Source organism: Paenarthrobacter sp. NPDC090517 (assembly GCF_044769165.1).
GTDB lineage: Bacteria > Actinomycetota > Actinomycetes > Actinomycetales > Micrococcaceae > Arthrobacter.
Map to the genome: position 1 here is coordinate 1,248,479 of NZ_JBIVXN010000001.1, position 13,509 is coordinate 1,261,987.

The 13,509-nt window shown below is 58.6% G+C and carries 12 protein-coding genes; 7 read left to right on the top strand and 5 right to left on the bottom strand.

Annotated features, from left to right (window positions below; translation table 11 throughout):
• Positions 1-197 precede the first annotated feature (197 nt).
• Complete coding sequence (locus tag ACIQTW_RS05790; RefSeq protein WP_402934665.1) at positions 198-1,406, bottom strand: NosD domain-containing protein; 1,209 nt, start codon at positions 1,404-1,406, stop codon at positions 198-200.
• 229 nt (positions 1,407-1,635) lie between these two features.
• Here ACIQTW_RS05790 and ACIQTW_RS05795 point away from each other — a divergent pair, with 229 nt between their 5' ends.
• Positions 1,636-2,487: a hypothetical protein gene (locus tag ACIQTW_RS05795; RefSeq protein ID WP_402934668.1), complete on the top strand. Its 852-nt coding sequence runs from the start codon at positions 1,636-1,638 to the stop codon at positions 2,485-2,487.
• A gap of 585 nt (positions 2,488-3,072) precedes the next feature.
• On the opposite strand, the gene ACIQTW_RS05800 is transcribed toward ACIQTW_RS05795, so the two are convergent.
• From ACIQTW_RS05800 to pdhA, 3 genes are read right to left on the bottom strand one after another with little or no spacing between them, the layout of a single operon-like run.
• The gene (locus ACIQTW_RS05800; protein WP_402934671.1) at positions 3,073-4,587 is read right to left on the bottom strand and encodes a dihydrolipoamide acetyltransferase family protein; all 1,515 of its coding nucleotides are present in this window, start codon (positions 4,585-4,587) and stop codon (positions 3,073-3,075) included.
• Between the two features lie 2 nt (positions 4,588-4,589).
• Positions 4,590-5,690: an alpha-ketoacid dehydrogenase subunit beta gene (locus ACIQTW_RS05805; protein WP_402934674.1), complete on the bottom strand. Its 1,101-nt coding sequence runs from the start codon at positions 5,688-5,690 to the stop codon at positions 4,590-4,592.
• The gene (gene pdhA / locus ACIQTW_RS05810) at positions 5,687-6,901 is read right to left on the bottom strand and encodes a pyruvate dehydrogenase (acetyl-transferring) E1 component subunit alpha (protein ID WP_402934677.1); all 1,215 of its coding nucleotides are present in this window, start codon (positions 6,899-6,901) and stop codon (positions 5,687-5,689) included. The genes ACIQTW_RS05805 and pdhA overlap by 4 nt, the downstream gene beginning before the upstream one ends.
• Before the next feature lie 171 nt (positions 6,902-7,072).
• On the opposite strand from pdhA, the gene ACIQTW_RS05815 reads away from it, so the two are divergent.
• The 6 genes from ACIQTW_RS05815 (at position 7,073) to ACIQTW_RS05840 (ending at position 13,067) form a co-directional block, all read left to right on the top strand.
• Positions 7,073-7,537 (top strand): Lrp/AsnC family transcriptional regulator, encoded by a 465-nt coding sequence (locus tag ACIQTW_RS05815; RefSeq protein ID WP_043806261.1) that lies wholly within the window; start codon positions 7,073-7,075, stop codon positions 7,535-7,537.
• 60 nt (positions 7,538-7,597) lie between these two features.
• Complete coding sequence (locus ACIQTW_RS05820; RefSeq protein ID WP_402934680.1) at positions 7,598-8,170, top strand: YdcF family protein; 573 nt, start codon at positions 7,598-7,600, stop codon at positions 8,168-8,170.
• A gap of 280 nt (positions 8,171-8,450) precedes the next feature.
• The gene (locus ACIQTW_RS05825; RefSeq protein ID WP_402934683.1) at positions 8,451-10,025 is read left to right on the top strand and encodes a hypothetical protein; all 1,575 of its coding nucleotides are present in this window, start codon (positions 8,451-8,453) and stop codon (positions 10,023-10,025) included.
• A 195-nt stretch (positions 10,026-10,220) separates the two neighbouring features.
• Positions 10,221-10,547, top strand: a complete 327-nt coding sequence (locus tag ACIQTW_RS05830; protein WP_402934686.1) for a hypothetical protein — start codon at positions 10,221-10,223, stop codon at positions 10,545-10,547.
• Between the two features lie 89 nt (positions 10,548-10,636).
• Positions 10,637-11,791 (top strand): non-hydrolyzing UDP-N-acetylglucosamine 2-epimerase, encoded by a 1,155-nt coding sequence (wecB, locus tag ACIQTW_RS05835; protein WP_402934689.1) that lies wholly within the window; start codon positions 10,637-10,639, stop codon positions 11,789-11,791.
• A 376-nt stretch (positions 11,792-12,167) separates the two neighbouring features.
• Entirely contained in the window at positions 12,168-13,067 is a 900-nt protein-coding gene (locus tag ACIQTW_RS05840) for a hypothetical protein (protein ID WP_402934692.1), read from the top strand.
• Here ACIQTW_RS05840 and ACIQTW_RS05845 read toward each other — a convergent pair.
• Positions 13,057-13,464 (bottom strand): acyltransferase, encoded by a 408-nt coding sequence (locus ACIQTW_RS05845; RefSeq protein WP_402936243.1) that lies wholly within the window; start codon positions 13,462-13,464, stop codon positions 13,057-13,059. The genes ACIQTW_RS05840 and ACIQTW_RS05845 overlap by 11 nt on opposite strands.
• Positions 13,465-13,509 lie beyond the last annotated feature (45 nt).

A 13,509-nucleotide genomic window follows, 5' to 3' on the forward strand; every position in this document is an offset into this window, starting at 1 on the left:
CATTGGGCGCAGTCGGGACTTATTCACCATGTGCGGGCATCCTAGGGAAAGCGCGGGCGGCCTCCGTGCGGCCGATCGCGGGCAACTGGAGACCACCAGCTGACCCCCAGGAAATTGTAAGCCGACTCTCGTCTCCAGCGGTGACAAGACGCGTTTTATGACATCTTCAACCGCGGCAGCTCTAGAGCCGAAAAGGCTCACTTCGATTCAGGTGCTGACTCAGTGTTTTGCTTGTGCTCGTTACCCTCCACGTCGGCATTCGGAGATGATCTCAGCTGCACAGCTGCGCTGGCCCCTGTCACGGTGTTGTCGCGGACGACTGGAGCGACCGTCCACTTCAAGTAAATGCCGACTCCCGCCAAAGTCACGGATTCTTGTAGCACGTTGCCGCGCACCTCAATTCCGCGCAGCGGAGCCATCGCGGATCCATTTACCGCTATGCCATTCCCGATCACGCGTGGATTGATGGAGTTGTCCAAGACTTTTACATGCTCAGATTGAATTACATCTATGGCGGCACTGGGGTTGGTGGGGTCCCGACCCAAGTCGGCGTGAAGTTTGTTTCGCTGCACGTCCACATATGATGCCTGCACTTTGATGAAGCGCCGGGAGACATTCCTAACGTCGTTGTCGCTGATCGTGACCTGTCCTCCTGCGAACGGCCGTGACGCGCCGTCGAAGAACAGTATGTGGATTGCGTCTCCTTCCTCGCCCGTAACATTCTCGACTCGGTTTCCCACGATGAATGAAGTCGTCCGAGCCGCCTCTTTAGAGTTGAGCCCGATCCCGCGCGCGGCCCCAGACCCGTTTCCTCCGATGTTGTCGCCCACACTGACAACATTGCGCACCCAGTTGTTTCGGACAACGATGCCGCCACTGGTCGAAGCATCGATCCCACGCGCCGATTGAGTCTCCGAACGAAAGTTCTCATAACGGCCGTTCTCAATCAGCGCCCCAGAGCCAGTGATTTTCAATCCATATGCTGCGCGGTTGAGGCCATCGATATGGAGGCTTATTTTGGCGTCGTCTCCCGTGATAGTTAGCGCCGTAATATCGATGCCATCCGCCATGATAGTGGCATTTAGACTTTGGAGACTCCTGTTGTTACCAGTCAGAATCAAGCCCTTGGTGATGCGGTAGGTGCCGTCAGCGAGTCGAACACCGCCAGCGTCAAGCCATGCCTGCAGGGCTGCCGTGTCGTCCGTGATGCCGTCGCCTTTGGCGGCATTCGGAACCTGCATTGACTCGTTGTCGATGCTGTAAGGCACGGCTTGTGACGTCGCGGACGATGTCGTGGCGGGGACGGCTCTGGCGTTCGTTTGGCACGCTGCCAGAAGTATGCAACAGGAAACAGCCAACGGCCCGATCATCCATTCCCGGGTTCGATCTGACCAAATAGTGGTCATGCAACTCCAATCCCCCAACAGAATGTATCCCCCGGGCCGGTCTCGCGACCGAACGCGCCGCCGGCCGGACGCGGAGAAGCATCAGTATAAGCCTCGATGCGGTCCAGCGATCCAGCTTGATTCTTGCCCTCATGCTAACTGTATAGAGGCCACCACACTCAACTACCGACCACCGGATGCAGCATTCATAGACAGGCAGTTGCCGGCCGTTTCCACTAGAGTCCGAATCATGACTAACTCGAGCCGCCGCGATGTGTCACGCTATTCGCGAAACCACACAGTTTTCTCAAGCCTGAATGAGTTCCTCAGTGTCGAGCACGTACCTTCGGAAATCCTGTCCATTGACGGGGCACAGCCCCTCGATATCTTTTACCTCCCGACTGGAAGCACCACTACCATCGTCTCGTTTCATGCCGCCATAGCTGGTCAAGGCGCGAATCTCCCAATGTTCTCGGGATTCAAAGTGACTCAGGACTGGATGCCTAATCAGATCTTTATCTCCGATCCAGGGCTGCTGGCAAGCGACGATCTGACCATCGGCTGGTTCTCTGGCACTAAAGACCTTCCCCTCCAAGACGTTCTTCCAAAAGTACTCAGCAAATTGATAGACGCCGCGGGCGGTTCTCGAACCTTGTTCTGGGGGCCCTCGGCTGGAGGATTTGCGGCTCTCCTTTACTCGCGATTCTTTCCGGGCTCCTTGGCCATCCCCGTAAATCCGCAGACCATTCTGTCGAACTTCAACATCGCCCATCAGAGAAACTACACGGAAGCAGCGTTCGGAGCTGAAACCGTAGAGCAACATGAGGAGGTGTTTGCAACACAGCTCTGCTCAGATCTTCGTGACCACTACGACGGCGAGACCCCCAACTACATTCTTTACGTCCAGAACATTACTGACCCGCATGTTGAGCTGCATATGAATCCCTTCCTCGACTCGCTCAATTCCTTGGAAAGGGTCAGGACTATCATGGACGATTGGGGCGTCGGCCACGTTGCACCCTCATCAGAGCGCCTCCGCGAAATCATCGGATCGATGTCAAATCCAGATACCGACTGGGACCGGTACTTTTCCGGGAACTAGCGCTGCCGCGGCGTCTGTAACTCCTGTCGACACCATTCCACCCGCCCGATGCGCTCTGGGATAGGCGAGCTCCATCTTCTACTGTGTGACCTCTCTTTATCCCTCGGCTTCTTTCGCAAGACGGTGGGTTGGTCCGAGGGCTCCAGGGAGGAATGGCTTCATTGGTGTACTCCGCTGTAGGCGATATCTCCCGCAAGCCGGAACGCCTCCCTGAATGCGGCTTCCTCAGAAACCTCGTTAGCGGCCCTCAATGCGACAGACCATGCCTCGTCAGCAGAGAGACCCAAGGCGACGGCAACTGCTGCAAGCGCGGCCAGCCCTATGCTATGACTGGAGCGCTCTGAGCTTTTCCCGCCGCTCATTCGAACCGCGAACCTTCGCCTGGCACTGTGTCCATCAACTGACTATCCATCTTCGGCTCCCTACCACTTGGGCAATTATGGAGCGACGCTTCAATTGAATACATCGCCATGATTGAGAAGTGTCGGCCAGGGCACTTTCATGACGCGAAAACGGCCGCAGATTGATCAGGCTTAAACAAAGAAGACCCCGGTCCTGACGACCGGGGTCTTTCTCATAGCACAACTACATATCCGCGAGGGCTCCGCCAGGGTTCTCAATTGCATCAGCCACATATCGGAGGAAACCGGCAGCCGTTTCGCCGTCGCACACTCGGTGGTCGAAGGCGAGGGTCAGCTCGGTGATCTTGCGGACGGCTAGTTCGCCGTTGACCACCCAGGGCTTGTCGATGATGCGGCCCACGCCGAGCATCGCAACCTCTGGGTAGTTGATGATCGCGGCCGAGCCGTCCACGCCGAACACACCGTAGTTGTTCAGCGTGAAGGTGCCAGAGCCAAGTTCGGTGGGGGTCGCCTTTCCATCACGGGCGACGGCGGTGAGACGGCGGATCTCTGCGTCCAGTTCACGGGCACTCAGACGGTGAGCGTTCCGAACGGACGGGACTACGAGTCCGCGGTCGGTTTGGGCAGCGAAGCCGAGGTTGATGCCGTCAAAGCCGACGATCTCCTGCGTGCCGTCCGAAGCAGTTTCAAACCGTGTGTTAAGTGCTGGGTACTTTTTTAACCCAGCCGTGACAAAACGAGCGATGAAGGCCAGCAGTCCGGGGGTTTCGTGCGGTACGCGCTTCTTGAGCTCGGCCCGCATTTCCAGCAGCGCCGTTGCATCGACGTCTACCCAAACAGTAGCTTCCGGAATCTCCGTGCGGCTGCGGGTCATGTTCGCGGCCACAGCCTTGCGCACTCCACGGACAGGTGTCCGCGCGGAGACGGCCAGACCAGTCCGACTGTCAACGGCACCTGAATCAGCAGACGCAGCAAACCCCGAGACGGCAGCTGCAGGAGCCGAAGGAGCAGCAGCAGGAACAGAAGGCGCAGCAGGAGCCTCCGGTGCAGAAATTGCCGCCTCCACATCCCTACGCATGATCAGCCCGCTGGCACCTGAGCCCTCAATCGCGTCGAGCGAAACACCGTGGTCCCGTGCCATTTTGCGGACCAACGGCGAGATGACAGCACTGAGCTTGCCGGGAATACGCGTCCCCGCAACGGCCGGTTCCATCACCGGCTCAGCAACAGGAGCAGAAGCAAAAACAGGAGAATCGACGCCGCCGACACTCGCCTTCCGTGGGCGAGTCCGGCCGCCGGTGGCTCCCCCAGGCGTACCGTAACCAATCAGCACATTGCCCGAGCCAGCCTTTTCCTCAGTCCGGTACGTCTCGGCGGCAGCTTCAACAGCCGGCGAAGCTTCAAGACCCGAGGACACCGGGGAAGGATCCACGGAACCAGCCGGAACCGCAGCGGGAGCCGGAGCGGCAGCGGGCGAACCCGTAGAAGAACCTGAACGAGCGATCGAGATCAGCGGCTTACCGACGTCGAGCGTTTGACCGGCCTCACCGTGCAGCTGGGCAACGGTGCCGGCGTAAGGCGACGGCACCTCAACCATGGACTTGGCGGTCTCAACCTCGGCGATGGGTTGGTCGACCACAATCTCGTCACCCACGGCAACGAGCCAGTTGACGAGTTCGGCCTCAGTGAGGCCCTCCCCCAGGTCGGGCAGTTTGAATACCTGCATATCTGAGCTCATGGTCAGTCCTCCCATTGAAGGTCGTCGACGGCGTCGAGGATTCGGTCGACGCTTGGCAGGTAGTAGTGCTCCAGCTTGGGAGACGGGAATGGGACGTCGAAGCCGGTCACACGGAGGATTGGTGCGGCGAGGTAGTGGAACGCGCGCTCTTGGACGCGGGCCACGATCTCGGAGGACACGGACGCGAATCCGTGGGCTTCGGCGATCACGACGGCGCGTCCGGTCTTGCGTACGGACGCGCAGACCGTTTCGTCGTCGAAGGGGACGAGGGTGCGGACGTCGATGACTTCCAGGGAGCGGCCCTCTTCGGCGGCGGCAGCGGCGGCGGCGAGCGCGGTGGGGACGGACGGACCATAGGCGATCAGCGTCGCATCCGTGCCGGGACGGGCAACTGCTGCGCGGCCCTCGGTGGAGGTGCCGGCGTCGTGCTCTGCTCGAAGGGCACCCAGGTCCACCTGGTCCTTGGACCAATAGAGCTTCTTGGGTTCCATGAACATGACGGGGTCATCGGAGTCGATGGCTTCGCGGAGCATGCGGTAACCGTCGGCCACGGTGGCAGGGGTGTAGACCTTCAGGCCAGCGGTGTGGGCGTAGTAGGACTCGGAGGAGTCGCAGTGGTGCTCCACTCCCCCGATGCCGCCTGCGTAGGGAACACGGATGACCATGGGCATTTTGAGTTTGCCCTTGGTGCGGTTGTGCATTTTGGCTACGTGGCTGACGATCTGTTCGAAGGCCGGGTAGGCGAAGGCGTCGAACTGCATCTCGATGACGGGGCGCATGCCGTTGATGGCCATACCCACGGCCATGCCCACGATGCCGGATTCAGCAAGCGGGGTGTCGAAGCAGCGTTGTTCACCAAATTCGGCCATGAGGCCATCGGTGATGCGGAAGACGCCGCCCAGCATGCCCACGTCCTCGCCGAATACCAGGACGGAGGAGTCGGCGCGCATTGCGTCGGCCATGGCGGTGTTGAGTGCCTTGGCCATGGTGAGGCTCTGCGGACCGGTGGCTTCGGCAGTGGCCGCGGCTGAAGCGGCGGCGCTGGCGGTGGCTGCGCTGACGTTGGCTGTGGTGGTGCCGTTGACAGTAGTGGTGACGGTCATTTTGCGCTCTCCGTTCCGGTGTTGGCGCTTTCGGCGCGGGCGAGTTCGCTGGCGAGCAGTTCAGACTGCTCTTTCAGCTGCGGCGTTTGCTTTGCGAAGACGTACTTGAAGAGGTCCAACGGCTGCACCGGAACGTCCTCCCCCAGGCCTTCGCGGAGCTGAGTGGCCACGGCTTCGGCATGCGAGGCGATCCGCTCATTGGCGGAATCGTCCAGCAAACCCTTGTCCGTGAGGTACGACTTCATGCGTGCCAGTGGATCCTTGGCCTGCCATTCGGCAACTTCACTGTCCGGACGATAGCGGGTGGCGTCGTCGGCGTTGGTGTGGGCCTGCATGCGGTAGGTATGAGCTTCGATGAGCAACGGGCCGGAGCCTTCACGGGCCAGCTTCACGGCTCGGTCCATCACGGCGAGCAGCGCGACGAGGTCGTTGCCGTCAACACGTTCACCGGCCATGCCGTAGCCGACAGCCTTGTGGGCCAGCGACGGCGCCACTGACTGGTGGCTGAGCGGTACGGAGATGGCGTACTTGTTGTTCTGCACGAAGAAGATGACGGGCAGGTGGAAGACGGCGGCGAAGTTCAGCGCCTCGTGGAAGTCGCCTTCGCTTGTGGCACCGTCGCCGCACATTGCCATCACTACTGTGTTTTCACCGCGCAGCTTGGCCGCATGGGCGACGCCCACCGCGTGCAGCAGCTGGGTGGTCAGCGGGGTGCACTGGATGCCTACGTTGTGCTCTTTGGGGTCGTACCCGCCGTGCCAGTCGCCGCGGAAGATGGTCATCACCTCAACGGGGTCCACCCCACGGGTCATGACGGCGACGGCGTCACGGTAGGTGGGGAACAGCCAGTCACCTTCGCTAAGGCACATGGCAGCTGCGACCTGGCAGGCTTCCTGGCCGTGGCTTGAGGGGTAGACGGCCATGCGGCCCTGCCGGACGAGCGCAGAGTTCTGGTCGTTGACGCGACGTCCGACGACGAGCTGCTCGTAAGCGGCCATCAGTTCAGGGTCGCTGGGCGTGGGGTACTCGTGGCCGGGTTCGGTGCCTTGCTCGTCATGGGATCGGAGGGTGCCGTCCGGGTTCACCATTTGGATCTGGTGCCGGGCGGGGAGCATGTAGTCCTCAACGCTGATGCCGAATTTTGTCCGAACGTCAGCAGCTTGGTCCTCTACAGCCGTTTCAGGCGCAGAGTGGTCTGCATGGATCGTCATTGGTCCGTCCTTCTCTAGCCACTATGTGCTTCCAGTATGTTCCCCGGCTCTGTTTCGTATCCAGCTTTCCGCCGAATCATGGAAGCCCTTGCCTAAACTGGGTATTCTGAAAGACGAATTGCAATTGTGAGCTGGGTAACGTGCCCGTGCTGTAGACGAATTGGAGAGCCAGTGAGTGAGGCCGAGGCGGAGCAGACAGCCGTACCGCTGGACAGCGTGGACCGGGACATCATCCGCGAGCTGACCACCGACGGGCGCATGTCCATCACGCAGGTGGCTGAGAACGTCCACATCAGCCGCGCCCACGCGTACTCGCGGATTGCCCGGCTCACAGGCGAGGGCGTGCTGACCAAGTTCACGGCATTGGTGGATCCCATCAAAGCGGGCCTTCGGTCTTCCGCTTACGTGACGTTGAAAGTTCAGCAGCATTCGTGGCGCGAACTGAAGGAACAGCTGCGGGCTATCCCGGAGATCCACCACATCGCTTTGGTGGGCGGCGACTTTGACGTCATCCTCCTGGTCCGCGCGACCGACAATATTCACCTCCGCCGTGTGATCTTTGACCAATTGCAGTCCATGGACGGGATACTGGATACCCAGACATTCCTTGTGTTTGAGGATGTTGATACGAGGTAGGTCGTTCGGGGCCACCTCAAGCTGGGAGAAGCGTACATTTGCTGACCTTAGACTGTCCCCGTGCCCCTCAAAACCGCCTCCGCCGCCCGCGTGCTTGGCGAACTCCTTTTGGGCATCTTTATAGTGGCCTTGCTCTGGCTCGTGGTGGCGTTTCAGTTCTTCTACGATCCTCCGCAAACCACACCTCACCGAACTGATGCGGTCATCGTCCTGGGTGGCATGAGCAAGGAACGCCTGCCGGTGGCCCAGAAGCTCCAGCATGACTTGGACATCCCCGCACTTGTGGTCTCCACGACTGGACTAGCCGGCAACGTGGAAAGCGACAGTCTTTGTGATGAGGACACGAACGATCCGGACTTGGTGTGTTTCCGTCCCTCACCCCTCAACACCCGCGGTGAGGCGGAAGCAATCCGGGCCCTGATTGCCGAGCATGGGTGGAAGTCGGTGACCGTTGTGACGTCCGATTACCACGTGATGCGGGCAGGCACTTTAATTGCGCAGTGCACTTCTGCTGACGTGCAAATGGTGGGCTCTCAGCCGGACCTATCGAGGGAAGCATGGCTGGACAGGTTCGTGATCGAAACCGGCGGTCTGCTCGACACGTGGGTACAGCCGGAGTGCTCTTCCTCGTAATTGAGAGCTAAGGGCGCCTATGCCGCGCTCTATGACAACTGGAGTAAAGCTGTGACGTTGCCGCCAGCACAAGTGTCAAGGAATCTGCACGGATTTACCACTCCATTTAAGCGCTTGAAGATCCCCGTCAAGGTATTGAGTTTTCGGGATGCTGCGCGCCATCCTTTTTCCATAGGTCCAAGGTCTCACCCTACGAGCCCAAGGATCCTTCGTGGCCACTTTCAGAGCAGAGCCAACACCTTTTCCTCCCCGCAGGTCCCGCCACCTTGTAGCTGGCCTCATGGCAGCTTTAGTTCTGGTGCTCGGGATACTTCACGGGTCACCAGCCCAAGCTGTGCCTTCTCCTGTGTATCCCATCAGCGGCTACTTCATTTATGGAAGCACCAGCGATGCGGTCAACACAAACAAGCTAACTGACATAAAGTCCGTTGGTGGCGACACTGTCATCACGTTCGGTTCCCGGCTAAAACCCGCCACTCTTTCTACCATTCCCGCGGGTTGCGTCATTTCGGGCGTGAACTGCGCAACGGCCGCCGCTGCTGGAGTCAAAGTAAAGCGATACTTCACCTACTCTGACAACAATTCATGGGGAACACCGGCCTTTCTTTGCGCCAGGGACAGAACTGTCACCAGCGGAACAACGGTGTACACCATCATGGTTTTGCCTGCCGAGGGTAGCGGTTGTAACTCCCCGAGCGGGACGTACGACGTTGTAGTGATTAATGGAGGAACCTCGTCCCTATCAGTGTCACTGGGCAAAGCGGCCACGAGTCTTGGAATGAAGTACTACGCTGGCCTTCCAGCCCCAATTATGCGCACCGATGTGACTTATCTTCCCGACGTCTCATATCAGGCAACGCTGTCACTCTTCACCGCCCGCTTCCTGATTTATCAAGGGAAAGTGAACAACGTTTCAGGTTTGGCGGGCTTCTACCACCACACTGAGATGCCGCTCAGCGACGGAGCAGTATGGGATTCTGTCCTCGCTTTATACCGAAGTCAAAACGCGAGAATCGCCCAGTACCAGCCAACTCGCTCAGCCGTGGTCAGCCCGTACATTGACTCTCGTAGCGCATTCGGAGGGAAGATCACAGTAGACCAAGCACGGGAAGCTGCCCGGAACATAGCCGACACCGCCAACGGAGTGAATCTGGCGATAGCAGTCCAAGACGGGATGGGAACGGGCAAGGGAGGCTCGTTCTTCGCCAGCGAAAGCGGCAATAATGTGGACCAGTATGCTGCGTCGATAGTGGGCAGCGGATCATGGGGCAGTAAGTACCTGGCCCCCACCCGCGACTACTTCTGGGCTCTCGCGGACGGCGTCGAAGGAACCGACGCGGAGTTGTGGGCCAACCTGGAAGGAATGGCGCCCTCGACGAGCCAGAACCCCTGCGACAACAGCCTTCGCGGTCAAACGACAAAAACCAGAATAAATAAGCAGCTACAGCAATTCGGCAACACACCCGTGAAGGTCATCTCGTTCATGTGGGACCCGTACTACACCTGCGCCGGGACTTTCGCCCCAATGTTGGATCGCATGAAGGCAGCTAGCATGACGCCCATCATTACCGATTCAATCTTCAACAACGGTACCGTCCTGGTCACGGGATTCAATCTCAGCGGGGGCAGTGTCCAAGTTAAGTGGACGGACGGAAACGGACGGGTTTATGACAAAACCGTAACCGCCACGAACTACAACCCTAGCTACGGCCAGGAGCAGGAGATCAACCCCCGAATGGAGTCTGTCACGGCAAATCTCGGCAATACTTCACTCCGCTCCGGCAAGGACTACTTCATCAATGTTGTGAACGGGTCCGGACTCAAGAACGACGCCTTGTACTCCGACCGAGGCTAGTCCATGCATGCGGGAAGGCGGCCCCGGGGCTGGGGCCGCTCTTCCGCGTATCAGCGCCCAGCTTCCGGGGGGGTGAACGGGTACTTCCGGACTGCCGAGTCTGTGCATCTCCGGGCGCAAAATATTGCGGAGAAGAGTTCCAATGCAACAATTGGTTGTGCCCATGGTTTCTCTGGACGCAGCTGAGGAGTGAAAGTGACGGACCCAGTCCGCCGGCAGGCGGTTCTTATGCCTGCGCCTCGGCACCTACGCAGACGGCGTTTCAGGTCCGAGATTTCAACGAGCCTCATGGGCGGGTATCAAACGCCGGCACCGGGAAAACGCTCAGGCCCACCTGCACCGCGATCCGCCAACAGCAGCGGGGAGTTCGAGTCCTCCACGCGAGACAAAACATCGCTTGAGGATCCTCAGGAGCCTCGCGACACTGCGCTACTACGCAAGCGTCGCATCGCGCTCCTGATTGTGATCCTCGTCTCCGTGACGATTCCTGTGCTGGTCCTGGCCTTGATGTTCGGTCAATAGCCAGACCACCACCCCTACACAATTGAAGGCCTTGAGATGAGGTGCGGTAGCATCGGGAGGTCACTCAACGCCACTCCCGGGGGAAATCCATGCCCAGCGTCATGCCAATCTTCGGCACCCGTCCGGAAGCCATCAAGATGGCTCCGATTGTCAGTGCTTTCAAAGAGTCCCCGGACTTCGACTGCATCGTGACCGTCACCGGTCAGCACCGCGAGATGCTGGACCAGGTCAACGAGCTCTTCGGCATCAGGCCGGATCACGATCTCAACATCCTTCAGCAGCGCCAATCCCTGTCAGCAATTATGACCAGGACCATCGATGGTCTGGATAGGCTGTTCACCGAAAGCAAGCCAGACGCCGTGATCGTGCAAGGTGACACCACCACGTCTACTGCTGGTGCAATCGCAGCCTTCTACCACGGCATTCCAGTGGTACACGTTGAGGCTGGCTTGCGAAGCGGTGACCTGTTTTCGCCGTTCCCGGAAGAAGCTAACCGCAAGATCACTAGCCAAATCGCAAGTCTCCACTTGGCGCCAACGAGCGTCAGCCGTGCAAACCTCCTGGCCGAAGGAATTTCGGAAGACGACATCGTAGTCACAGGTAACTCTGTGATCGATGCACTTCTTACAACCGTCAACAAGGACATTCCCTTCTCAGATCCCCAGCTCGAGGAACTCGCAGCCAGCGGCCGTCGCATCCTTTTGGTCACTACGCACCGGCGTGAGAACCAAGGCGACGCCATGCGCGGTGTGGGCAGGGCGCTTGCCCGCATTGCCGAAGCGGAACCGGACCTTGTTATCGTATTGCCGGCCCACAAGAACCCGGTGGTGCGCGAAGCCGTACTCCCTGCGCTCGAAGGCAAAGAGAACGTAGTAGTCACGGAGCCCTTGGCGTACGGCGAGTTCACCCGCATGCTGTCACTCGCACATATCGTCCTCACCGACTCCGGAGGAGTTCAGGAAGAAGCTCCCAGCCTAGGGAAGCCTGTGTTGGTGATGCGTGACAACACTGAACGTCCCGAGGCTGTTGACGCTGGCACAGTCTCCCTCATCGGAACTGACGAAGAAACGATCGTCAAGGAAGTAGACCGTCTTCTGAACCAACAGGACGCCTTCGATGCCATGGCAAACGCCGTCAATCCTTATGGCGATGGCAAGGCCGCTGAACGAACCGTCGCGGCGGTAGCACAGCTCCTCGGAATAGGTACCCGCGCTGACGAGTTCGATGTTTCTGGCCTAGGCTAAGCTCACGCGGCCGCAGCTCGTGGCTTGGGCGCAGATCACAAGCCCTGAAATTACAGCAGCGCCACCTCGGAGCGACTGGCAGCGCTGCTAGTCGCTCCGGCTGCTAGCATGAGCTAAGTCTGATGGCGGAGCATTTGCAAGGGGCGTGTATAACTTGATCGACTTTCGAAGCACACTGATTGGGCCTGAAAGCCTTAGAGCTATCGTCGGGCCTCTGGTGACCTACTTCGATTCGCTTCGAGCTCCCATAGATGAGTCAAACTCTTATATGATCATTGACCCTGATACTGGGCTGCCCGCAACCTGCTGCACACAAATTCAGGTCGCCATATTATTCGCTCTCGATCACCTCCTGAATGACAACCAGAGTAACCGCGTGGCCGAGCTTCTCACAGATAATGTTCGTCAACGACAGAACCCAAACGGGTCCTTCTCCAGCAGCTATAACCAGCCGGTTGAATCACCGGATCTTCAGGACATAGCCGAAATTGGAGCGTCAGCCAACGCGCTCTTCTATCTCTACCAGATAACCAACAGTGAAGCCGCTAGAGATACTCTCCTAGCGGCCGCTGAATACGTACTCACGCAGGTCGCCACGGAGAATCCCGGGGCAATCTATAAAAGCTCAATGGCAAAACATGTCGACATTCTAAACGGCGATGTCTACGCTGCGCTGACCTTGTCCCGAGCATTCGAGCTAACCGGTGACGAGCGATTTCTCCGCCAGACGAGACTTGTGGTCAACCACGTCCAATCGAGATTTGGCGCCTGGAGTGAAGGTTGGTGGCCCTACGCCGAGACTTGGGACGGCAAGGTGGCCGTGGGGGCGAGCCTTGCCTACCAAGCGACTATCATTGCGTTCGGGATGCCCATTGGTCGCACGCTCGAACCTGGCGACCGGTCAGAATGGTCGGCAACCCTGTCGACAGCTCTCAAAACAGTGGCACGAATACTGCCGCAGGGTCCCTCTGATGAGTCCGAAGCACCTTCATGGTCACGCGACTGGGCAAACGTTTGGGAAATCCCGCTAGCATTCGCACAATTTCCCTATTCACCCTATGCGCAGGACTACGTCCGCAATCGCCTGCTCGCGGTTGAACGTGGCGTTGAACTAGCCGGCGTGGAGTCGCTGCGACCAAAGCCGTTGCAGAACAATGGACGGACGCCTGTAACGTCTCTGTACCGCAAAGCAGCCACTTTCGCAGGCTTCCTTTCCGACATCCTTTTAAATACCAGCCTAAAGACGTCTAAATCATCTACAGAAGCTAGTCACTGAGCTTCTTGATGACTTTTGCTGGCACTCCGCCTGCTAGACAATTATCGGGAATATCAGACGTAACTACTGCGCCGGCAGCAATGATACAACCCCGGCCAATAGTGACGCCGCCCAGGACGGTAACACTGGCACCAATCCATGTTCCATCTCCAACTATGATGGGCGGCCATTTATTTGCCCCTCCACGTTTCGTTGATGGGCCTATTTCATGGGAGTCAGTAACAAACCGAGTAAACGGTCCTACCATGACATTGTCTCCCAATGTTGTGTTGCTCCTGAGGTAGCCGTCGCGGTTAACCAGACATCCATTACCGATGGTAACTGGCCCAGTTATTTCGGTTCCACGATAAATATTTGTCCGAGCGCCTACGCGAATCGGTCGATCCTCGGCAGACATAAACTGTACCGTCGGGGCAATCGTACAGTTATCTCCCACGGAAGT

What these genes read in the sequence shown, in the direction of transcription:
- wecB (WP_402934689.1), top strand. Translation starts at nt 10,637, where the DNA reads ATGCCCAGCGTCATGCCAATCTTCGGCACCCGTCCGGAAGCCATCAAG.
- ACIQTW_RS05795 (WP_402934668.1), top strand. Translation starts at nt 1,636, where the DNA reads ATGACTAACTCGAGCCGCCGCGATGTGTCACGCTATTCGCGAAACCAC.
- ACIQTW_RS05805 (WP_402934674.1), bottom strand. Translation starts at nt 5,690, where the DNA reads ATGACCGTCACCACTACTGTCAACGGCACCACCACAGCCAACGTCAGC.
- pdhA (WP_402934677.1), bottom strand. Translation starts at nt 6,901, where the DNA reads ATGACGATCCATGCAGACCACTCTGCGCCTGAAACGGCTGTAGAGGAC.
- ACIQTW_RS05800 (WP_402934671.1), bottom strand. Translation starts at nt 4,587, where the DNA reads ATGAGCTCAGATATGCAGGTATTCAAACTGCCCGACCTGGGGGAGGGC.
- ACIQTW_RS05790 (WP_402934665.1), bottom strand. Translation starts at nt 1,406, where the DNA reads ATGACCACTATTTGGTCAGATCGAACCCGGGAATGGATGATCGGGCCG.
- ACIQTW_RS05845 (WP_402936243.1), bottom strand. Translation starts at nt 13,464, where the DNA reads ATGTCTGCCGAGGATCGACCGATTCGCGTAGGCGCTCGGACAAATATT.
- ACIQTW_RS05825 (WP_402934683.1), top strand. Translation starts at nt 8,451, where the DNA reads ATGGCAGCTTTAGTTCTGGTGCTCGGGATACTTCACGGGTCACCAGCC.